Origin of the sequence: Pseudomonas sp. EpS/L25, assembly GCF_001512295.1 — a bacterium.
Lineage (GTDB): Bacteria > Pseudomonadota > Gammaproteobacteria > Pseudomonadales > Pseudomonadaceae > Chryseomonas.
This window is the reverse complement of sequence record NZ_LNUP01000014.1, coordinates 1-21,610: the sequence shown is the minus strand read 5'-3', so window position 1 is coordinate 21,610 and position 21,610 is coordinate 1. Positions and strand designations below refer to the sequence as shown.

Genomic DNA, 21,610 nt, shown 5'->3' with positions numbered 1-21,610 from the left:
TCGCTGTCTGGAGATTTTTTGGGTGAAAGGCACGTTCAAGGCGTAACCGGCTGGGGAAGCGCTTTTTTCTTGCCGACCAGTCGCACCACCAGGCCGATCGGGCCGCTGTGATACCAGCGTTGACCGGTGGCCAGGTGGGCGCTGCGCTCGCCCATGGCCTGGGTGAAGCGATCGAGGAAGATCGCCAGCAGCACCAGGCCGATACCGCCGACGCTGGCCAGGCCCATGTCCAGGCGACCGATGCCGCTGAGGACCATGAGGCCGAGCCCGCCGACGGAAATCATCGAGGCCACCACCACCATCGACAGCGCCAGCATCAGGGTCTGGTTGACCCCGGCCATGATGGTCGGGGCGGCCAGCGGCAGCTGGACCTTGACCAGCATCTGCCAGGGCGTGCAGCCGAAGGCGCGGGCGGCCTCGATCTTGTCTTCCGGTACCTGGCGGATGCCCAGGTTGGTCAGCCGGACCAGCGGCGCCAGGGAGAAGATGATGGTGACGATGACCCCCGGCACGTTGCCGATGCCGAACAGCATCACCACCGGCACCAGGTAGACGAAGGCCGGCAGCGTCTGCATGGCGTCCAGCAGCGGGCGGATGCACAGTTCCAGGCGATCGCTGCGGGCGCTGATGATGCCCAGCGGAATGCCGATCACCGCGCAGAACACCAGGGAGGTGAGCACCAGGGCGAGGGTGACCATGGCATCGTTCCAGACGCCGATCAGGCCCAGGGCGGTGAGCGTGGCCAGGGTCAGCAGGCCGATGCGGCGACCGCCGATCTGCCAGCCGAGCAGCGCGGCCAGCACGATGAACACGGTGGGCGGGACCGACATCAGCGCCGCCTGGATACCCTCCAGTACCTGGTCCACCGGCCAGCGGATGGAACGGAACACCTCACGGAAGTTGTGCACCAGAAAGCGCAGCGCGCCTTCCACCCAGGAGCCGACCGGCACCGTGAGCGTCTTGAAGGGATCGAGCAGGCTGAAATCGGACATGAGCGGGACCTCCGGCGCGAATGGGCGCGCCCGTACAGATGAGAACAGCGATCAGTGGCCGCCGAGATAGCTCAGCAGGCGGCCTTGGGAAATGTGGCCCTGGTAGGCGCCCTGGGCGTCCACCACCGGCACCGGCGCGCTGGCGCGGGCCAGGGTGCCGAAGATCTCCTTGAGCGGCGTCTCCGCCGTGATCGGGGTGTCGCGGCCGGGGGTGTAGCGGATCCCGCCCTCACGCTGGGCGATGTCACCGGCCTTGAGGATGCGGCTGGCGTCGAAGCCGTTGAAGAAGGTGCGCACGTAGTCGTTGGCGGGATTGCACAGCAACTCGCGCGGGGTGCCGATCTGCACCACCCGGCCGCCTTCCATGATGGCGATGCGGTGGCCGATACGGACCGCTTCCTCGATGTCGTGGGAGATGAAGATGATGGTGCGGTCCTGCTGCTGCTGCAGCTTGATCAGCTCGCCCTGCATCTCGTGGCGGATCAGTGGATCGAGGGCCGAGAAGGCTTCGTCCATCAGCAGGATGGCCGGGTCGTTGGCCAGCGCCCGGGCCAGGCCCACGCGCTGCTGCATGCCGCCGGAGAGCTGGTGCGGATAGCAGTATTCCTGGCCGGCCAGGCCCACCTGGCGCAGCGCGGTGATGGCCCGCCCATTGCGCTCCTTCTCGGACACACCGCTGATCTGCAGGCCGAAGCCGACGTTGTCGAGCACCGTCATGTGCGGCATCAGGGCGAAGGACTGGAACACCATGCCCATGTCCTTGCGGCGGACTTGCAGCAGATCGCGGTCGGAGAGACCGGTGATTTCCTTGCCGTTGAGGAAGATGGAGCCGGCGGTGGGTTCGATCAGGCGGTTGAACAGTCGCACCATGGTCGACTTGCCCGAACCGGAGAGGCCCATGATCACGAAGATCTCGCCGCGCAGCACCGAGAAGTTGGCGTCGAACACACCGATGACCTGGCCGGTCCGCTCGAACACCTCGGCCTTGGAGGCGCCGCCCCGGACCAGCGCCATGGCCTGGTCCGCCTGGGCGCCGAACACCTTGTAGATATTGCGGACCGTGATGATTTCGTCGGAGCGAGTCATGCCAGGCCTCCTGCATGCCCGGCACGGCGGTTGGGCACCACCATGCCGATCGGGTTGATGAAAGGTACTGGGCAGGAGCAAGGGGATTCTGTCTTCACGAGGGCGGTCCGCTCTTATTGTTATTCGTGGCCCTCTCGATAGGGGCTTTCAGCAAATCTATAAGCTGGCCTCCAGCAAATCCAACAACATTTCCGGTCCCGATTTGATAACGTCCCGTTATGAGTTCGCTGAGCGCGCCAGGATTGTCGTCGTGGGATATGCCAGGGATTCTAAGGTCGTCAACACAGGGCCAATAATCGTGTCTTCCACCCGTCCCCTTCGTCGAGAAGCGCGATGTCCAAACCCGTCGATCCCGATACGTTGCTGCTGAAGATGCCCTCGCTGCGCGCCGTCAAGGCCTTCGTGGCGGCCGCCAAGTATGAAAGCTTCACCCGCGCCGCCGAGGCACTGTGCGTTTCCCAGGCGGCCATCAGCCGGCAGATCCGCGAGCTGGAAGGCTATCTCGGTGCCCAGCTGTTCAGTCGGGTCGGTCGCGCGGTGGCGCTGACGCCGGCGGGCGAGCTGTTCTTCGATGCCGCCCAGTTATCCTTCGTCAACATCGCCCAGGCCGCCGAACGCATCCGCAGCAACCAGGCGGCCAAGCGCATGCTCACCCTGTGCTGCTCCCCGGCGTTCTCGGCGCTGTGGCTGTCCCACCACCTGCCGGACTTTTTCGCCCAGCACGGCGACATCGAACTCAACCTGGTCACCACCCAGAACTTCCTGGCCATGGAGCCGGGGGTGCAGCCGGACGTCTTCATCACCAAGATGCCCAAGGTGCGCGAGGGCTATCACAGCACCGCGCTGTTCCACGACGTCATCTATCCGGTGTGTTCGCCGCTCTACCTGGAGCGCAATCCGCAGATCCGCAGCCTCGAAGGGGTGCGCGACGCGGCGCTGCTCAACCTCAGTCCCTATGGCCGCTCCCAGGTGGCCGAGCACGTCGACTGGGGCGTCTGGCTGGCCTTCCAGGGGGTGGACCTGGACGAGCGCCCGGCCGGCAGTCCGCAGCTGTTCAATGCCAACGACTACAACCTGATCATCGGCATGGTGCTCACCCACCAGGGCATCAGCCTGGGCTGGAACCACCTGGTGGCGGCCCTGCTGGAGCAGGGGCTGCTGGTGCGGCCGATCCAGGAGCAGGTGGTGCTGCGCAACAGCCGGCACTACCTGTCGATCCGCGAGGAAGCCGAGGATCACGAGGCGGTGCGGCGCTTCCAGCAGTGGCTGCTCGGGCGGCTCGGGCGGGCGCCTGCCTGACCTGGCGTTATCCTTTGCCCGGCGGAAAAGTCGTTGGAGTTCCCGCGCGTTCCTGGCTCATTGTCGGCTGACCGCTGACGACAAGGAGCCCAGGATGTCGCTACATGCCTTTTGCCAAGACTTCACCCTGGCCCAGGTGCCGGCCCCTACCCGGGCGATCCTGCAGAAGAGCCTGCTGGACATCCTCGGTACCATGGCTGGCGCGGTCTCCAACGCCACCAGCCAGACCCTCTATCGCTACGCACGCAAGCACTATCCCGGTGGTGAATTCCTCGCCCGCTTGCCCTTCGATGGCACCCCGGTGAACCTGCTGGGCGCCGGTTGGGCCGGTGGCTTCACCGCCGACAGCCTGGATGCCCACGAAGGGCACTTCACCTCCAAGGGCCATGCCGGCGCCACCGTGGTCCCGGCGCTGCTGGCCCTGGCCGATGCCCTGCATGCCCAGGGCCGCATCATCAGCGGTCGCGAGCTGCTCGAAGCCCTCTGCCTCGGCTACGAGACCGGCCTGCGCGCGGGCGTCGCCCTGATGGCCACCTCGCCGACCTATCACGCCTCCGGCGGCTTCTCGGCCATCGGCGTGGTCTGTGGCGGTGCGCGCTTGCTGGGGCTGGACGAGGCCACCTTCCGCCATGCCTTGGGCATCGCCGAGTACTTCGCCGCCCGCTGTCCGATGATGCGGTTGATCGAGCATCCCACCATGTTGCGCGATGCCCATGGCGCTGGCGCCTACAACGGCCTCAATGCCCTGCTGCTGGCCCGCGAGGGCGTCACCGGAGCGCCGGCGGAAACCCTCGAGGCCGAGGTCGCCGGTCCCTACTGGAACGACCTCGGTAGCCGCTGGGAAATCGATGCCCAGTACTTCAAGCCCTGGCCGGTATGTCGCTGGGCGCAGCCGGCGCTCACCGCCATGACCCGCCTGAGCGCGGAGCATCCGCAGATCGACGCCGCGTCCGTCGCCGCCATTCGCGTGGAGACCTTCCGGGAATCCAGTTGCCTGCAGGGACATCGCCCGGCCGATGCCGACGAGGCCCAGTACGCCCTGGCCTTCCCCCTGGCGGCGCTGATCGCCCGTGGGCGGGTGGGACCGGAGGAGGTCACCGGCGCGGCGATCGGTGCCGCGGACATCCTGGCGGTGAGCGAACGCATCGAGATAGTCGAGGCGGCGGACCTGTCGGCGCGCTTCCCGGAGGAAATCCTCTCGCGGGTGACGGTGCGCCTGCACGACGGCACCACCTTCACCTCGCCGATCACCGCCGCCCTAGGCGATCCGCACCAGCCGCTGACCCTGGCCGACATCGAGGCCAAGTTCGAGCTGTTCGCCGCCGTCAACCTGAGCCCCGCCGCCCGGGCGGCGGTGAAGGGTGCGGTGTTGGAACTGGAGGGCGCCGCGGTGGCCATCGAGACCCTGGCACCGATCTTCGCACCCTGGCATCGATAACCCCAGCGCATGCTTTGCCCGCCGGAAATGTCGTTTGTGGCGCGGGCAGGGCGCGACCTAGGCTGCGACCATCAGCGTTGCTCCTGACGCCGGGTCCGGCCTGCCTCGCCGCCCATCCGCGCGTGACGATCGTCCAAGCGCTTCGCGCGTCGCTGCGAAACCCAAGAACAACAACAGCCTTAACCGAGGCTGCCCCCAAGCCAGCCGTCCGAGGAGCCGTGACCATGAATCCCCAGCAAGCCGTCATCGACCTGATCGCCCAACGCAAACCCCGGCACTCGCTGCCCCGCGAGCTGTACAGCGATCCCGCGGTCTATCGCCAGGATCTCGAACAGCTCTGGCACCGCGACTGGATCTTCGCCGGGCATACCTTCGAGATCGCCAAGCCCGGCCAGTACTTCAGCCTGCAGGTCGGCGACTACCCGGTGGCCGTGGTGCGCAGCAAGGATGGTCAGGTGCGCGCCTTCCACAACGCCTGTCGCCACCGCGGCGCCAAGGTCTGCGAGCACGAGCAGGGCAAGGTCGCCAAGCTGGTCTGCCCCTATCACAAGTGGACCTACGAGCTGGACGGCAACCTGCTGTTCGCCGGCAACATGGGCGCCGACTTCGACAAGACCCAGTACGGACTCAAGCCGGTGCACGTGGCGGTGGTGGAAAGCTGCATCTACGTCTGCGTGGCGGCCAGGGCGCCGGACTTCGAGGCCTTCCGTGCGGCGGTCAAGCCCTTCCTCGCCCCGCACTCCCTCGACAATTGCAAGGTGGCCTTCACCTCCAACCTGATCGAGCGCGGCAACTGGAAGCTGGTGTTCGAGAACAATCGCGAGTGCTACCACTGCGACGGCACCCACCCCGAACTGCTCAACTCCTACGTCGAGAATCTCTCGGTAGCCGGCGTGAGCGACGCGGACGATCCGGAGCTCACCGCCCACTGGGCCCGCTGCGAGCGCGCCGGGCTGCCGAGCAGGCTGGTGATGGATATTCACGGCCGCTTCCGCATGACCCGCATCCCGCTTTCCGCCGGCGCGTTGAGCTACACGATGGATGGCCAGCCGGCGGTGGCGGGGCGCCTGGACCGTAGTGGTGAGCCCGACATCGGCGCGCTGCTCTATTTCAACTATCCCTCCACCTGGAACCACTTCCTCGGCGATCACGCCCTGACCTTCCGCGTGCTGCCTCTCGGCCCCAACGAAACCCTGGTGACCACCAAGTGGCTGGTGCCGGAATCCGCCGTGGAAGGGGTGGACTACGACCTGGAGCGCCTGACCAAGGTGTGGATCGCCACCAACGACCAGGATCGCCGGCTGGTGGAAGGTGCCCAGGCCGGGGTGAATTCGCCGTCCTACGAGCCGGGTCCCTATTCGGAGGTCGCCGAGAACGGCGTCTGCCAGTTCGACGACTGGTACTGCGCGACCCTGCTGGAACGTTTGCAGGGACCGATCCCGTTGCAATCGGTGGGCTGATTGCGCATCGCCCAGGCCCCGTCTCGTCATCCAGGGTGGCGGGGCCTGGTCGTTGGCGACTTGGTGGGCGGCGGTTCTCTCGCCGAGCAAGGGGAGGGCTTGGGCTAGGATGGGCCCAGGCGCAAGGCAGGGCGGTACGACGTGATCGATTCGAGAACCTTCGGTAGCGGTATCCAGGGCAAGAACTACCTGCAGTTGCAATCGACGCGACCAAAGCCGGAATTTTCCCGGCTGGTCGGCTTCATCCTGCTCGACCACTTCTCCCTGCCGTCCTTCACCCAGGCGCTGGATACCCTGGTCACCGCCAACCTGCTGGCCGCCGGTACCTTCGCCACCCGGACCTACAGCCCAACCGGCGCCGAGGTGCTCAGCGACCTGGGCATCGTCATCCGGCCGGATGGCGACTACCGCGCCGCGGAGAGCGCCCGCTTCGACCTGCTGGTGGTCTGCGGCGGCCTGCGCACCCCACTGGAACTCGACCCACGTCTCAAGGCCCTGCTGGCGCGCGCGGCCAAGCAGCAGGTCACCCTCTGCGGCCTGTGGAACGGCGCCTGGCAATTGGGCCAGGCCGGGATGCTGGACGGCTACCGCTGCGCCATCCATCCCGAGCAGCGCAGCGCCTTCAGCGAGCGGGTGCGCGGCTGCAAGGCCACGGCGGACAGCCACGTGCTGGATCGCGATCGGCTGACCGCCGCCAGTCCCAGCGGCGCCTTCCACCTCTTCCTCGAATGGATCGGTGCCCAATGCGGCAGCGCCCTGGCCGACGGCCTGGTCAACATCCTCGCCTTCGAGGAGTCGCGCTTCCGTCAGGTCAACCCGACGCTCAAGGTGCAGATGACCCCGCCGCTGCGCGAGGTGGTGACCCTGATGGAGGCCAACATCGAAGAACCCCTGACCATCGAGCAACTCTGCGACTACGCCGGCCGCTCGCGGCGCCAGGTCGAGCGGCTGTTCCGCGAGCAACTCGACACCGCGCCCATGCGTTACTACCTGGAACTGCGCATCACCGAAGGGCGACGCCTGCTGCAGCACTCCACCCTGTCGGTACTGGAAGTGGCGGTGGCCTGCGGCTTCACCTCGGTTACCCACTTCAGCAAGAGGTATTCGGCCTACTTCGGCTATCCGCCCTCCAAGGAGCGGCGGTTGAAATATTGATGGTCTGTTCTATCTCTATTGTAGAGGTAGAGTGTGAGCTCGCTTTTTTGACTGGTCGGGCTGTGATCGATTCGAATGCTATTGCTGCCGTTCTTGCTGTTACTATGCTGGCTGAATGGCTGTCTCTCAGTTTGTCAGGCAGATAGACCTGTTTTTCCTTGTTGGTAAGTCAAAAAGATGTGCGGCGGTTTGATATGGGTTTTCATGGTTCAAGATTGCGTTTATTTTTGATGGAAGTAGAGTTATGTGGCTTTGTGAGGGTGCTAAAATAGACTGGGGTGCTGTGGGGGCAATCGCTACGGCTGTTGCTGCTCTGATAGCCTTAAGCGTCTGGATAATTGATAAATTACAAAGGCAAAATGAGCGAAAAAGAAGCGCAAAATTACTTGCTCAAATGATGACTGGTCCTGTTGGCGCTGCTCAGATTGAGATAGCTCGCCTGCGGAGCGACATCACTGCAGATGATCATGACCAGTCATATGTCGTCGGTCTAATAAATTCGCAAGAGGTACGCAAGGATTTCTTTTTGAAAGTCTCCTTTGTTACTTTTGATCTGCCTAGTCAGTATATAGATAAAGCTGATTTATTTGCCGAGAATGTTAATAGTCGGGTTGCTTATGCTTTGTCTCAGGTGAGTAGGTTGAAGGTCTTAGCTAGTTTGCTTGCTGCGCTTCCTGACTCCGCTCGTGAAGAGGATATCAATGAGCATGCCATAGTTGCGCTTCGTCAGATTTTAGAAACGGAGAATTCAATCGGTAAGGCATTCCAGGCGCTTCTGGATGTAGGTAAGTCTGCTGTGTGATGGAGGTGAATGAAATGCATTGTAGCTGGGGCTGAGAAAATCTCAAAAGTAACTCCGGCTGTTGGTGTGTTGAAGCTTTTCATCTGTAAGTGGCGGGGCAAGTTGGGGAAATGTCCTACAGGCAGCTATGCTCTCAATTATTATGTCTGTGCTTGCCTAAACTAGGCCCCGCCGATCAAGGCTGCTGACCACAGTTCGCCGGCACCGCGTGGCCTCGATCCGCGTCGCGCTCCGCCGCATTCAGGCAGAGCAACCCGGCCAGGGCGAACAGCAGGCCGAGCAGCATGCCGGGTGCCAGCGGCTCGTCGAAGCAGGCCCAGGCCCAGAGTAGCGCCACCGGCGGACTGAGATAGAGGGCGCCGCTCACCGCCTGGGGACTGCCCTGGCGCAGGCACAGCCAGTAGAGGCCATAGCCGAGTAGTGTCGGGATCAGCAGCCAGAGCAGTGCAAAGGCGAAGCCAGGCGTCAGCGGCGGCCGCAGCGGGCCATCCAGGCCAGCGACTACCGTCATCACCAGGCTGCTAGCCGTAAGCTGAATGAACAGCTGGGTCGGCAGGGCCAGACTTACCGCCGGCAGCCGGCTTTGCACCAGGGTCGCCAGGGCCAGCGCCAAGGCGCCGCCCAGGGGCAGGGCATAGGCCCAACCTGGTGCCACACCCAGGCCCAATCCAGCCCCGGTGGCCAGCAGTACCCCGGTCAGGCCCAGGGCTAGCCCCAGCCACTGTCGTCCGCTGGTGCGCTGGCCGGGCAGCAGGCAGCAACCCAGGGCCACCAGCAAGGGCGACAGATCCGAGAGCAGGGCGGCCAACCCAGGCGAGACCCCTAGTTCGATGGCCTTGGCCGCAGGCGCGATGCAGCCGGCGAAGGCGAGGGCGCCAAGGGTCGCCTGCTGCCCGATGATCCGCAGCGGCAGCCGCCGTAGTTCGGCCCAGGCGAAGGGCAACAGCAGCAACGCGGCCAGGGCGAAGCGCCACAGTGTCACCAACAGCGTGGGCGCCTGTTCGGCGGCGTAGCGATAGCCGACGAAGCCGGCACTCCAGCACAGCACCAGGGCGAATTGACGTAACAACGGCGAAGACAGTACAGGGGACATGACCAGGCTCCAGGTGACGGGATGCCTTGAGCCTGGCTCAGGGTGGTAATACACTCAAGCGACATTATTGGCATCTATGGTTCGATAAAAGCGCATCATGCCTCTGCCCCTCGATATCGATGTCCTGCGCACCTTCCACACCATCGTCCGCCTGGGCCAGTTCCGCGCCGCCTCGCTGCAGCTCAATCGCAGCCCCTCGGCGGTGAGCAGCCAGATCCGCCGGCTGGAAGAGCAGACCGGTGGCCGACTGTTCGAGCGCGACAACCAGGCCGTGACCCTGACTCCGCTCGGGCGCCGCGTGCTGCTCGAAACGGCGGAACTGTTGCAGGCCCACGACCGCATCCTCGCCGGGCTCACCGGCCAACCGGTGGTGGGCGAGGTGCGTTTCGGGATCGCCGAGGACTACGCCGCCCGCCTGCTCAAGGAAGTACTGCCGCGGCTCCAGGGCGAGCACCCCGGCATCGTTCTCGAAGTACTCACCGGCAATAGCGGACAGCTCCGGCGTTGGCTCGGCCAAGGCCTGCTGGATCTGGCGCTGCTGGTAGGGCCGCCGCGCGACGGCCAGCCGGAAGGTCAGGTGTTCGGGCATACCCAACCGGTCTGGGTGGGCGGGCCCGGTCTGCTGCTGAGCCCGGACGCCAGCGTGCCCCTGGCCCTGCACGGCGAGGGTTGCAGCTATCGCGAGCTGGGTATCGACCTGCTGACCGGCCAGGGTCGGCGCTGGCACACGGTCATGACCAGCGCGGCCTCTTCGGCCTTGGAGGCGGCGGTCGAGCTCGGTCAGGCCGTGGCCATCACCGACCGGTCGCGGATGACACCGCTGATGCGTGAGCTCTCGCCTGACGAGGGCTTCCCAGCGCTGCCATTGCACGAGTTGCGCCTGGCCTCTCTGCCCGGCGAACGCAGCCTGGCCTGCGCCCGCCTGGCGGCGCTGATCGCTGAGGACTTTCGGTTGTAGCCGGTAGATAAAGGTCAGCGGGTCAAACCCTGGCTTGCGCCCGCTGACATCGCGTACTCGCGCTGTTCAATTCTGTGAGCTGGTCTATCGGCGGTGCTCCGCATTCCAATAGTCCCCGAGTTGTTGGGACCACCGTCTGGCGCAGCCGTAAGAGTTGGTCGCGCGACCTTGTATCGGCCATCAACGACCTCCTGTCTACAAGGGTGTTGTCAGCTGATAGCCATGAAGGAAGTAGCTAGCCTGAGGTTTTGCCTTGTTAGTATTGCTATTTTGCGCTGTCATTGCCGATGTTTAAAAACTCAGAAAATGGCTTCCATGCTTATTTTTGGATAATTTCAGGCTTTTCTGGATTTTGGGAGGGTTTATCGGTTTTTCTTGGGGGAGGCTTCATTTCAGGAGTTTGTTTTTTCTTGTATTAGTATTACTGTTTTAAGGGTCCGATGGCAGTTTGATTGTGCCGAGGTTCACGGGCTAGGATCTGCCCCGACTCATGCGCTCTTTTTATCCCGGTAGGGCTTAAGCCCTCCTTAAGACAGAAGCGGCAGCAGCCAGGTTCCAGAAGTTCTCGTGCTAGAGACCGAGAACGGCTTTGACAGACGGATAGTTCGAGCGCCTCGACTGGATAGCTCAAGGTCGCGAACCATCCGGATACGGATATCGACAGTTAGGCAAGGATGCTTATGTCAGCTCATATACAGGCCGCATGGTCACTAGCGTCACTCGAATGCGCATTTCCCAGGATGGGGACGATGCGCATTTTTTTCGTGTGCTCACCATGAAGCCACGGGCTCCCTATGTCCTGCCGATGTCCTGCGTTCTTCTTATGTCAGGTCTCGGTGCTTGGTATGTCTATTCGAAAATCAGCGTGATTCTCACTATTTCTCAATACGAGAAAAAAGCGAGTTCACCAACCCAGGCGCCGATAGCGATTCAAGCGGGCTCCCCTTCTGAACAGAGTATCGGAAGGCTTAAAGGTTTTTTTGGCGACGCCAAAAAAGTCTTACCCAAAGCGCCCAAAGAAAAGTCCAACACATCGATTGCCTTGCATGGTGTTTTGGCTGGTTCTGCCGAGGGCAAAGCGGCTGCCATTATTTCCCTCAATGGAGATAGACAACGGATTTACTATGCAGGGGATTTTCTGACTGATGGACTCAAGCTCGTTTCCGTACAGGATAAGGAAGTTCTGGTAACGGATGCTGACGGTTTGAGATCTGTCCGACTTGAACGAACCAAAGGCGGGGATCAGGGCACCCTACCTGTTGATCGCATTATCCAGTCGCCGTCGACAAAAGAGGTCGAGACTAAAGAAACCGCCCGCATGCCTGGCAGTGTTGAGCAGGGCTTCTCAGGTGTGCAGCCGGAGATTGCTGAAAAGCTGAGCCGGTTGAAGTCGCTGGCTCATGGGGAACAAAAATGAGAGTGGTTGTTTTTCTTTCTTTAATGCTTTTGGCTTTTTCAGCAGTGGCGGAAAGCAAAAATGAGCAGTTTGGTGTCGATCTGGAAGATACGGATATTCGGACGCTCATTCAATGGGTGGCTAGCCAAACCGGTAAGAAGATAGTGTTGGATCCTCGAGTTAAAGGCCGTGTGACATTGACGGCCAATGGGCCCATAGAGAATGAGGATTTGAACCAGCTGCTGAACACGGTCCTCAGTGTGAATGGCTATGCTCTTGTCAATGACAACGGCATATACAAGGTCATTCCAGAAGCAGATGCCAAGTCTTCAAGCTTGCCGGTAGGTGCCGTCGACGGAGTGGCCGGGGACACCGCAATCAAGTTGTACAAGCTGGATAACGTTTCCTCTACGCAGCTGGTTAATATCTTGAAGCCTTTGGTTTCGCAGTCAGCCTATCTGGCTGCCTATCCTGATCGGAACTTTATAATAGCGGCTGATCGTGCGGCCAATCTGAAAAAACTTGATGAATTGGTGAAGCGGCTCGATCAGTCTTGGCAAGTGAACTCGGACGTCGTTCCCCTGAGCTTCGCCAATGCGGCTGATATTCTCGCCATGGTCAATGGCCTGTTTCCCAAGCCCCAGACGAACTCTCCAGAAAGCTTCTTTGCCATAGGGGCTGACGTTCGCACGAACAGTATCGTCATCGCGGGCGACGAAGTGATGCGGCGCCAGGTCAAGGCAGTTATCGCCAAGCTAGATCGCAAAGTACAGGGTGTCGGCAATACCAAGGTCATCTATCTGCACTACCTGAGGGCAGCGGATGCCTTGCCTATCGTGCAGAGTTTAGGCACCAGTATTCAAAAGCAAAAGTTGAATGTCTACGACGCGGCTGTGGACGTCAGTATCCAGGCGAGCGAATCGACCAATGCCCTGGTAGTGACAGGTCCGCCGGAAGTCTTGGCGGCAATAGATGACGTCGTGAAGAAACTCGACATTCGTCGTGCACAGGTTCTCGTTGAAGCGGTGATCGTCGAAGTCTCTGAGAATCTCAGAAAGGAATTAGGCGTTGAATGGCGAACGGCTAGCAGTGCGGTGGGCGGGGACGGCTGGTTCGGTGGCACCCTCTATCGTGACGGCGGTGGCGCGCCCAACGAAACGCCTAATCTTCTGAGCGGGCTCTCACTGGGCTTTTATCGAAACGGCTCGTTGCGCGCCTTGATCAGGGCTCTGGAGACCCAGGATGCGCTGAATATCCTGTCCAAACCCAACCTGGTCACCCTGGATAACGAGGAGGCGAAGATCATCGTTGGTCAAAACGTCCCCTTCGTCACGGGGCGCTCCACCAGCGCTGCCACACCGGTAAGCAATCCCTTCCAGACGATCGAGCGCAAGGACGTAGGCATTTCGCTCACCATCAAGCCTCAGGTCAATGAAGGAGATGCGGTAACCCTCGACATCCTGCAGGAAATATCCAGTGTGTCTAACTCCAGAGTGGCCCAGGCACAGGACATCGTCACCAATACGCGCTCGGTAAAAACCCGTGTCTTGGTTCAGGATGGACAGACGTTGGTATTGGGTGGGTTGATTTCCGACGAGTCCCAGAATGGCGATGCCCAAGTTCCTTTCTTGGGCAAAATCCCCATCATCGGCGCGGCATTCAAGAGCGATAATAAGAGTAAGAAGAAAAACAATCTGATGATCTTCATTCAGCCGCGCATCATCAGAACGGTCGATGATGCGCAGTTGGTCACGGGAGGACGGTATCGCTATATCGACAAGTCTGCAGCCAGTATGGGATATAAAATTGAATAGCATCCTACGGTCTTGCGCACTTGTCGCTCTAGGCGGCTTTCTGTCGACAGCAGCCTACGCTACTGAATCCGATTGCTGGAGCGAAAAGGCGGGCAAGGTGCTGATCGATGTCAATGGGGATGGCGCCGTCAAAGGGGCCTGGACGATGACGTCCGCCTTATTGCCCACTCGCTTGAAAGGTTCGCAGGAGCGAATCAGCTTATTGCTACCCGCCTATGACGTCTTGTTGGCGAGTAGCCTCTGTCAGGAGTTGGGCTTGAGCCAGGGCTTGCACTCGGCACATTTTCTTGTAGGTGGTCGTGAGCGTCTCTTGGCTCAACAGAAGGCGCCTGCCTGGGATTGGCTGGTGATTACGATCGACCGTCTGGCCACCAATATCCTGGCCGGCAAGGTGGAAGGTTACTTCATCGGGAAAGAAAAGATCGTCTCGGGCAGGGGATTGGAGCGCCTATCCATACGAGATCCTGCACGAGTAGCGGCAAAGATCCTGGCGAAGAGAGCTGCAAGCAGTACCAAGCCGATAGTGCTCTTCGTACGCCCTGAAGATCAGGCCGCTTTTCTCGATTTCTTTTCGATAAACCCGGTGCCAGGGCTTTATCTCTCTTTCGACACGGCAGAGCATGTCAGAGATGTTCTTAATCAGGTGGCGAGTATTTCGAAGGATCTTGCGGATAAGGCTGGTCTGTATTATTGCAATTAGTGTTTTCCCCAGGTTTGCCTGGAGTCAAGTCGTGGAGTTTGATCTCCGCCTGCAAAATACGGCGTCCTCGATAGTGGTTGATGCTCAGGTCGAAGGTGCTTTGCCTATGACCCTCAATGGGGCCTCCTACGAGTGGAGGGTGGAGTCTTCGGTGCCGGTGATTGTGGAGGGTGAAAGATTTAGATTGGCGGTGGGTAGCTTCGGGTCTTTTGCAGTAAAGCGAGTAAGACTTTCATTTGTAGGTATGGGGAGTAAGGCGCAGCAGAACGTCGTAGCGGAAGCTTATCCTTTGACTGCGACGCCTTCTTCCGAACTGTTTGCCCTGGCTGAAAGCTTTGCGGGATTGAGCTATCAAGAAAAAGTCCGTGCTATCTACGGGTGGATGGTAGGGAATATAAAGTTCACCGGAATCGATAGGCAGGTGGAAGGAGCGACCTATGCACTGTCCAAAAAAGCGGGTGATTGTACTGAGCATATGTTGTTGGCTGGTGAGCTGTTGGCTCGTAACGGTGTGACCGTTAGGAGAGTTTTAGGGTTTGTGTCTACCTCCATTGATGAAAGATTGACCTCGGGTGACTTGCATGACTGGCTGGAGGTGTACGACGGAGGGCGTTGGATAGTAGTAGATTCCTCTTATATTTTTTATGATGATGCCAGTGCTAGTAGGCGATACGTAGGGGCCCATTATTACGTCAACGAAAAAGATCTGCGCTATCAGCTGTTTACGCCTAGTGATAATAGGCTTCGAGTGTTTTTAGACTGATCAGTGCACTGGTTTGACCGTTGATGGTTTAGTCTGAAATTAGCTTGGCTAAGGAAGGTCGTGCTTATGAGAGTTTTTCCAAGGATCTCATTTTTGTTGAATCCTCTTTTCTGGGATTTTAGCTGTCGATTGTTATTTTTTGTGTTGTTAAGTTGCTTTTTGATGTCGAAATCCTATGCTGCGATAAATACAAATTTGGCCGGTGACGACTATGTGGCAGGCCCCTTCCCGATAGGCTTTGAGTTTGCCATGCAAGGTCGGATCTATACCAATTTCTATGCTTCGACCAATGGGCTGCTGCAATTCGAGAATGCCACTAGCGCTTATAATAATTCATGCTTTCCAAGCATGGGGGCCACTATTTATGCGTTCTGGGACGATCTCAGGACGGATTCGCCAAGTCAGATTCCTGGAAAAATCGAATATCTGACTGTTGGTGATGCACCCAATAGAAAGCTGGTAGTCCAATGGACGAATCAATATTTTTATGGGTCAAATTTGCCTATGGGTACCTTTCAAGTGGTGCTGTATGAAGGGACCAATGAGGTTAAGATTCAATATCGAAACCTGTTGGACAGCGTAAGTCGGGGTAGTAGTGCAACCATCGGCATTCAAGGGTTGAACGGGGTGTACGCTGAGCTGGGCTGCAATAAGGCAGAAGCTGTGCAGCCAGAGTCAGCAGTGTCTTTTAAGTATTCTGACGGTGAAGGCTATGTCGTTGACAAGGCGGCGCCTTACGACTTCATGGATATTTCGGGCTATACAGTGGTAAGGCCAGTTACGCAAGAGGCCTATGCCAATGTGAGCGCTCGGTGGAGTTGGACAAAAGTTTTAGGTCTCAATAATTATGAAGTGGAGGTCCTAGGTGAGACAGGAGCTAGCCTGTATAAGGCTCTCGTAGGTAACGTCGATGTGTTTTCCTGGGCAGAGGGTGAAACAGGCAAGTCTTATCGGCTCCGCGTTCGAGGAAGCATAAATAATGGTGGGACTTGGGAGGCTTGGTCTAATCCAAGTGAGCCTGTTTTGTTTGATAAGGAAGTGCCTGTCGCTAACTTGCTTTCGATCGAACAGGTTTCGTTTAATTCTGTGAGGGTTTCCTATAATGCTTCAGATGACGTATCAGGTGTAGAGAATGCCTTCTTGGTGATTTCAGATGGCGTTAGCCCCGAAGCCGTAATTTCCACAGTTAATTTGTCTGGTGGTAGTGAAATTATAGGGTTGGATCCTTCGCTCAATGGCAAGCTTCTATATTATAAGGTGGGGGCTTTTGACAAAGCTCATAATCAAAGCAACCTTCCTGAAAGTGGGAGTGCTTTTATTCTTTTAAGAAACCCTGATTTGCTTCGATCCATAGCGGATGTCAATAGTTTTGAGCTTTCTTGGGATGCTTCATCGCCTTCTCTCTATGTGAAAAAGTATGATGTCTATGTTTCTGAGAATAATTTCAATGATGTGTCAGGTATGCAGCCCAGACTTTCGGTGCCGGTTGCGGGTCTGGCAGCTTCGATATCTGGTTTGAAGGTTGGTGCGACCTATTATGCTGCGGTAGTGGCTAAGAATATAAGCGGAGGGTACGACCCCTCGGTGGTTCCTGTAGAAGTTAATTTGTTGGCCGATACGAGAGGTCCTGATCTCAAAAGTTTTATTTGGCGCGATAATTCTAGCATCGTAGATGTCTTGGCTCAGAATCAAGATTTGCTCTCTGGGGAGTTTCAGCTTCAAGCGGATGATGTGTCGGGTGTGGCCAGCATTCAGTTGCAAGTCGATAATGCTAATCTACCCATTTTGCGCAAGGATGGTGCCACTTATAGGTTTTCCTTCGATGCAGAGAGCGTTGCAGACGGTAATCATGAGTTGCGCGTTGTCTTGACAGATACGCTTGATAATACAAGTGAGGTTGTACGTCCCTTCCATGTCTCCCTCCCACCCCCAGCAGCGCCCACGCTTCGCTTGCTCAGTGGTCTGAAGCAGACCAAGGATGCGCTGCAACGAGTGCTGTTGCAGGGGGCGGCAGGTACCACGGCGCGAATCGCATTGAACGGTGAGGCTATTGGTGAGGTACTGCTCGATAGGTCAGGCAGCGCAGAGCTACCGGTCACTTTAAAACCAGGCATTAATAGCCTCACCGCCCAACTCCGCTACACCAGCCGAACCCAATTTGGCACGGCGAGTGCGGCTGTTCAGGTGCTATTGGACACCTCCATTCCCGATGCGCCAACGGGTCTGCAGGTTGCGACCCTGTCCGGGGGCGTCATCCAGGCGCAATGGGGCAATGTCAGTACCGCCGCAGGATACAACCTGTATTACGCCACCCAGCCTTTCACCACTCCAGGTGAGGCGGGCGTGACGCGCCTCAACAGCGCTTTGTTGAAAAGCACCAGCTATCAGCATCGCCCGGCTGAAGACGGCCTTTATTACTACCGTGTCAGCAGCGTCAATGCCTTGGGCTCCGAGAGTGCGCTGTCGACGCCACAGTCCGCTCGCATCGACCGCACCGGACCGCGTGTCAAGGTCGCTCGGTATTCCAGCTCTGGTCCGGTGTCTGCCGATGGCCGCTATGGCAGTGGTCAGGTTCAGGTTGAGTTGGTGATGAGCGAAGAACTGCGCAACGCGCCCTTCTTCAGCCTGGACATGCCCGACGGCCTGTCGATCCCGGTACGGATGACCAAGGCCGCTAGCGATCCGCTGCTGTATCAGGGCAGCTTCGACCTGACTTCGGCCATGCCGGCCGGCACTCTCTATGCGCGCGTCTCGGCCCATGATGCCGCTGGCAACGAGGGCACGGAGATCCTGGATGGCAAGACCCTGAAGGTCGATACCCAGGGGCCGGAGGTACAGCAACTCACCCTGCAACCTGCGCATCCCATCCGCAATGTGGCGCGTACGGGGGAGAGCGTTACGGTGCAGGTTGCGCTGGGCCTCAATGAGGCGGTCGTCGCCACGCCGCAACTGACCGTCAACGTCGATGGCGCGCCGAGTTCGTCCATTCCGGGGCCCCTGGCTCTGGTCGCCGACGCCACCGCCTCTGCCGATGCCCCGGTATACCGAGGCAGCTTCACCTTGCCCGCGGACCTGGGTGCGAAGAAGGTTCAGCTCCTGAGCTTCTCCTATCAGGCCACGGATGCCCTGGGCAACGTCGGCCAAACCATCCGCGGTCGTAATCAATTCCAGGTCTATACAGGCGACCTGCCACCGCTCGACATTCCCCAGGGCTTGACGGGCAAGGCCCTCGCGCGTGGCCGCGTGGAACTCAATTGGCGCGCGGTCGCCGAGGCCGATAGCTATGCGGTGTCTCGTCGCGCGGAAGGCGAGAGCGCCTTCACCCAGTTGGGACGGACGACGCAGCTGCAATACCTGGATGACCTCGCCGCGGCGGGTTTGGCGGATGGCACCTGCTACTATCGGGTCGCCAGCATTCGCAAGCATGACGGCGCAGAGGCCTTGAGCCTGCCGAGCGATCCGATCAAGGTCGAGGTGGTCAGCCGGGCACCCAAGGCGCCCACGGGGCTGCAGGCCGAGCTGACGGGGGGCGGGGTTGCCTTGAACTGGCAGGCTTCTGAAGCCAGCAACGTCAAGACCTATCGGCTCTACCGTGCCGCCGTGGCACAAGGCGAATCCCTGGACATTGCCAATTTGACCGCGCTGCAAGCGGACCTGACCCAGACGGCGACGGTCGATACCCAGCCCTCCAGCCAGCAGCACACCTATGCCGTTACAGCGGTGGACGCCATTGGCAACGAGTCACCACCCTCCACCAGTGTCTACCTGAATGCCAAGTTGCTGCCGGTACGCAACCTGACCATCCAGGCGACGGCCGACGCCGTACCGGTATTGCAGTGGGAGCACGAAGGCACGGGCATCGCCGGCTACAACGTCTATGCCAAGCTCAACGGGGTGGCTCAGAAACTCAATCGGACGCTGCTGACGCAGTCCTCCTATCGTGACGCCGCGGTCACCGTACCCTTCACGGGTGAGCGTCTGTATAGCGTGACGGCAGTGGATGCCCAAGGCGTCGAGAGTCTGCCCAGCGATTTGCTCCTGCCTTCCTTACAGGCGCAGGTGCTATCGACGCCGCCGTTGGAGCGTGGCGTGTTCAGTGAGCTGCGGGTGCGGGTCGTCAACCAGGGGACGCACGAACTCAAGCGGTTGCGCCTGGCCCTAGGGGTCGAAACCCAAGGTCAGATCAAGCAGCACTACTCGTCCTTCTTCGATCTGGCTCCGGGGGCCTCCAGCGAGGTCGGGGTCGTGGTCGGTGGTTATCAAGACCTCACCGGCACCACCTCCCTCACCACCCAGGTGCTCTATGCCCCGCAGTCGGGCCAGGAGGCGCGGGTCGCCCGACAACAGTCGCTGCCGGTAGGAACGAACGGCCTACTGGTCGAGCTCGTTCCGGATGAATGGGTTGCCGGTGCCAAGGGCAATGTGCGCCTGCGCCTGACCAATCCCACGGCCGTGCCGACCGAACTGATCACCGCACAGGGCAATGGTACCCAGCCTTCGGCCGAAACACGGCTGATCCTGGAAGACCTGCAAGGCAACATCCTGACCAGCGAGCCGCTCAAGGCGTCGGTGGGCACGGCCCTCGTCACCGTGCGGGATGGCCGGACGGTGGCGCGTGTGGGTGGGCTCGAGACGGTGGATGCCGGACCGTTCAGTCTCCTGGTTCCCGAAGGGGCGCCGGAGCGGGTGCGGTTGCGCTTGGAAGCCTCTGCCCTGCATTACCATACGGGGCAGGCCGATGAGCTGCAGATCGCCGGTGCCCAGAGCAGTCGCGAGCTGACCCTGGCGAAAACGCCCTATTACGGCGAGTTGACCAGCGTGACCCCTGAGGCCGTCCAGGCGGGGGAGACGGTGATCCTGCGTGGCCGGGCTTTGGCGCGCGACACCAAGCAGCCTCTGGCCGGCGTCGAATTGAAGCTCGTCCTGGCGACCCGCGGGTTCGAGCGGACCTTCAGCGTGACCACCGATACCCAGGGCGCCTTCGAGTATCGGCATGCCACCGCGCTGACCGACTCGGGCAACTATCAGGTGTCGGTCATCCATCCCAACCTCGACGCCAGGCCCCAGAGTGGCAAGTTCTCGATCAAGGGCGCGACCTACTCACCCGCGCTGGTGAAGGTCAGCTTCCCCAAGAACTACGAACAGCGCGTGGATATCGTCGTGGCCGCGGGGCATGACACCGCCCTGCAGAACGTCCACCTCGAATACGTGCAGCCGTCCACCAGTACGGGTCTGCCAACGGGTATTCGAGTGACGCAGTCCGCCCCGCTGAATCTGACGGCCCAGCAGCAGGGCACCCTGACCCTGAGTATCAGTGGCGACAACACGGCCGCCGCCAGCGGCCTGCTGGACTATCGCCTCGTCGCCGACGATCTCGCGCAGCCGATCGGTCAGACGCGCATCCAGTACAGCCTCGGCGAAGCCTCGCCCGTGGTGCGCGTACAACCCGCGCAACTGCGTACCGGGGCCGTCCGTGGCAGCGAGCAGGTCGAGAATCTGAGCCTGAGCAACACCGGGCTGGATGTCCTGCGCAATGCGCGCATCAGCCTGCTCAACGACCAGGGCAGCGCGGCGCCGGCCTGGGTCAGCCTGCGTACGCCGGACTGGATTGCCAGCCTGCCGGTGGGGGCGAGCAGTTTGATGAGCGTGGCCTTCACGCCTTCGGAAACCTTGGCGGAGGGCGATTACTACTTCACCCTGCGGGTGCAGAGCGACAACCACCCGGTGGTCGACATCCCGCTCAGCATCGCCGTCAACCAGTCCGGCAAGGGTGGGGTGATCTTCCAGGTCGAAGACATCTACACCGGCACCCTGGACAAGCAGGGCAAGCGCATCCTCGGCTTGCAGGGCGCGCGGATCAAGCTGCAGAACCGCAAGGTGCTCAGCGCGGAGTTCGCCGCCAGTACGGACGAGAAAGGACAAGCCCTGCTCAAGGATCTGCCGGCGGGCGAGTACAGCTATCGCCTGTCCGCCTGGGATCACGAAGACCTGACCGGGCAACTGTGGATCAAGCCGGGCCTGACCCAGGACGAGCGGGTCTTCCTCAAGAGCAAGCTGGTCACGGTGGAGTGGTCGGTGAAGGAGATCTCCGTTCAGGATCGCTACGACATCCTCCTCAACGCGACCTTCAAGACCAATGTGCCCACGGCCCTGGTCCTGATCGAGCCCCTTGCCATCAACCTGCCGCCCATGCGCCGGGGGGATGTCTTCCAGGGCGAATTGACGCTGACCAACTATGGGCTCATCCGCGCCGATAACCTCACGTCCAACCTGCCCTCGGGCGATGCCCGGGTCAGGATCGAGTACCTCAGGCCCGTGCCGACGACGCTGGAGTCCGGCGACGTCGCCATCATTCCCTATCGCATCGTCGCCCTCCAGAGCTTCGACCCGGACGATCAACTCAATGGCGCCGCTGGCTGCTGGAGCTTCGCCCTGTGGGGCAGCATCCGCTACGACAGCATCTGTACCAACGGCATGGTCATCGGCGGCCAGGCGAGTCTGGTCTGGAACGCCAGTGGCAATACCAGCAGCTTTGCCGTTGTGATCCTTGACCGTGACGATGCGGCCCTGGGCATCCCGCTCGACGCTGACGGTGACGCCATTGCGTTGGCTGTAGCTCGTCATCCGACCCTGGGCATCGTAGGTGATGCTGTT

Annotated in this window: 14 protein-coding genes; 11 read left to right on the top strand and 3 right to left on the bottom strand. The window is 60.3% G+C overall.

The features are described 5' to 3' along the window. Positions 1-35 precede the first annotated feature (35 nt). A complete protein-coding gene (proW, locus tag AR540_RS15010) occupies positions 36-992 on the bottom strand; it encodes a glycine betaine/L-proline ABC transporter permease ProW (RefSeq protein ID WP_059230016.1) in 957 nt (318 codons plus the stop codon). Positions 993-1,043: 51 nt separating this feature from the next. Beyond that, a complete protein-coding gene (locus tag AR540_RS15005) occupies positions 1,044-2,078 on the bottom strand; it encodes a quaternary amine ABC transporter ATP-binding protein (protein ID WP_059230015.1) in 1,035 nt (344 codons plus the stop codon). 333 nt (positions 2,079-2,411) lie between these two features. Between AR540_RS15005 and AR540_RS15000 the strand changes: the two genes are divergently transcribed. The 5 genes from AR540_RS15000 (at position 2,412) to AR540_RS25450 (ending at position 8,232) form a co-directional block, all read left to right on the top strand. Beyond that, complete coding sequence (locus tag AR540_RS15000) at positions 2,412-3,377, top strand: LysR substrate-binding domain-containing protein (RefSeq protein ID WP_059230014.1); 966 nt, start codon at positions 2,412-2,414, stop codon at positions 3,375-3,377. Between the two features lie 94 nt (positions 3,378-3,471). After that, complete coding sequence (locus AR540_RS14995) at positions 3,472-4,815, top strand: MmgE/PrpD family protein (protein WP_059230013.1); 1,344 nt, start codon at positions 3,472-3,474, stop codon at positions 4,813-4,815. Between the two features lie 224 nt (positions 4,816-5,039). Next, positions 5,040-6,275, top strand: a complete 1,236-nt coding sequence (locus AR540_RS14990) for an aromatic ring-hydroxylating oxygenase subunit alpha (protein WP_059230012.1) — start codon at positions 5,040-5,042, stop codon at positions 6,273-6,275. 141 nt (positions 6,276-6,416) lie between these two features. Beyond that, a complete protein-coding gene (locus tag AR540_RS14985) occupies positions 6,417-7,430 on the top strand; it encodes a GlxA family transcriptional regulator (RefSeq protein ID WP_059230011.1) in 1,014 nt (337 codons plus the stop codon). 244 nt (positions 7,431-7,674) lie between these two features. Next, positions 7,675-8,232, top strand: coding sequence for a hypothetical protein (locus AR540_RS25450; protein ID WP_153014254.1), 558 nt, complete (start codon positions 7,675-7,677; stop codon positions 8,230-8,232). 175 nt (positions 8,233-8,407) lie between these two features. Here the strand turns inward: AR540_RS25450 and AR540_RS14980 are convergent, their stop codons facing one another. Beyond that, entirely contained in the window at positions 8,408-9,325 is a 918-nt protein-coding gene (locus tag AR540_RS14980; protein ID WP_059230010.1) for a DMT family transporter, read from the bottom strand. A gap of 97 nt (positions 9,326-9,422) precedes the next feature. Here AR540_RS14980 and AR540_RS14975 point away from each other — a divergent pair, with 97 nt between their 5' ends. From AR540_RS14975 to AR540_RS14960, 6 genes are all read left to right on the top strand, one after another. Continuing rightward, entirely contained in the window at positions 9,423-10,283 is an 861-nt protein-coding gene (locus AR540_RS14975; protein WP_059230009.1) for a LysR family transcriptional regulator, read from the top strand. Between the two features lie 724 nt (positions 10,284-11,007). Continuing rightward, positions 11,008-11,700, top strand: coding sequence for a type II secretion system protein N (locus AR540_RS24910; protein ID WP_160328348.1), 693 nt, complete (start codon positions 11,008-11,010; stop codon positions 11,698-11,700). Continuing rightward, a complete protein-coding gene (gspD, locus tag AR540_RS14970) occupies positions 11,697-13,493 on the top strand; it encodes a type II secretion system secretin GspD (protein WP_082707022.1) in 1,797 nt (598 codons plus the stop codon). The genes AR540_RS24910 and gspD overlap by 4 nt, the downstream gene beginning before the upstream one ends. A 97-nt stretch (positions 13,494-13,590) precedes the next feature. After that, positions 13,591-14,193: a hypothetical protein gene (locus AR540_RS25445; RefSeq protein WP_059230007.1), complete on the top strand. Its 603-nt coding sequence runs from the start codon at positions 13,591-13,593 to the stop codon at positions 14,191-14,193. Positions 14,194-14,224: 31 nt separating this feature from the next. Beyond that, complete coding sequence (locus tag AR540_RS24905) at positions 14,225-14,956, top strand: transglutaminase-like domain-containing protein (RefSeq protein WP_160328347.1); 732 nt, start codon at positions 14,225-14,227, stop codon at positions 14,954-14,956. Positions 14,957-17,140: 2,184 nt separating this feature from the next. Further along, positions 17,141-21,610, top strand: a 4,470-nt coding sequence (locus tag AR540_RS14960) for a hypothetical protein (RefSeq protein ID WP_153014253.1), incomplete at its 3' end; no start/stop codon positions are given.

Bases quoted from the DNA above. Each gene is read 5' to 3' on its own strand.
- proW (WP_059230016.1), bottom strand. From the start codon at position 992: ATGTCCGATTTCAGCCTGCTCGATCCCTTCAAGACGCTCACGGTGCCG.
- AR540_RS15005 (WP_059230015.1), bottom strand. From the start codon at position 2,078: ATGACTCGCTCCGACGAAATCATCACGGTCCGCAATATCTACAAGGTG.
- AR540_RS15000 (WP_059230014.1), top strand. From the start codon at position 2,412: ATGTCCAAACCCGTCGATCCCGATACGTTGCTGCTGAAGATGCCCTCG.
- AR540_RS14995 (WP_059230013.1), top strand. From the start codon at position 3,472: ATGTCGCTACATGCCTTTTGCCAAGACTTCACCCTGGCCCAGGTGCCG.
- AR540_RS14990 (WP_059230012.1), top strand. From the start codon at position 5,040: ATGAATCCCCAGCAAGCCGTCATCGACCTGATCGCCCAACGCAAACCC.
- AR540_RS25450 (WP_153014254.1), top strand. From the start codon at position 7,675: ATGTGGCTTTGTGAGGGTGCTAAAATAGACTGGGGTGCTGTGGGGGCA.
- AR540_RS14980 (WP_059230010.1), bottom strand. From the start codon at position 9,325: ATGTCCCCTGTACTGTCTTCGCCGTTGTTACGTCAATTCGCCCTGGTG.
- AR540_RS14975 (WP_059230009.1), top strand. From the start codon at position 9,423: ATGCCTCTGCCCCTCGATATCGATGTCCTGCGCACCTTCCACACCATC.
- AR540_RS24910 (WP_160328348.1), top strand. From the start codon at position 11,008: ATGCGCATTTCCCAGGATGGGGACGATGCGCATTTTTTTCGTGTGCTC.
- gspD (WP_082707022.1), top strand. From the start codon at position 11,697: ATGAGAGTGGTTGTTTTTCTTTCTTTAATGCTTTTGGCTTTTTCAGCA.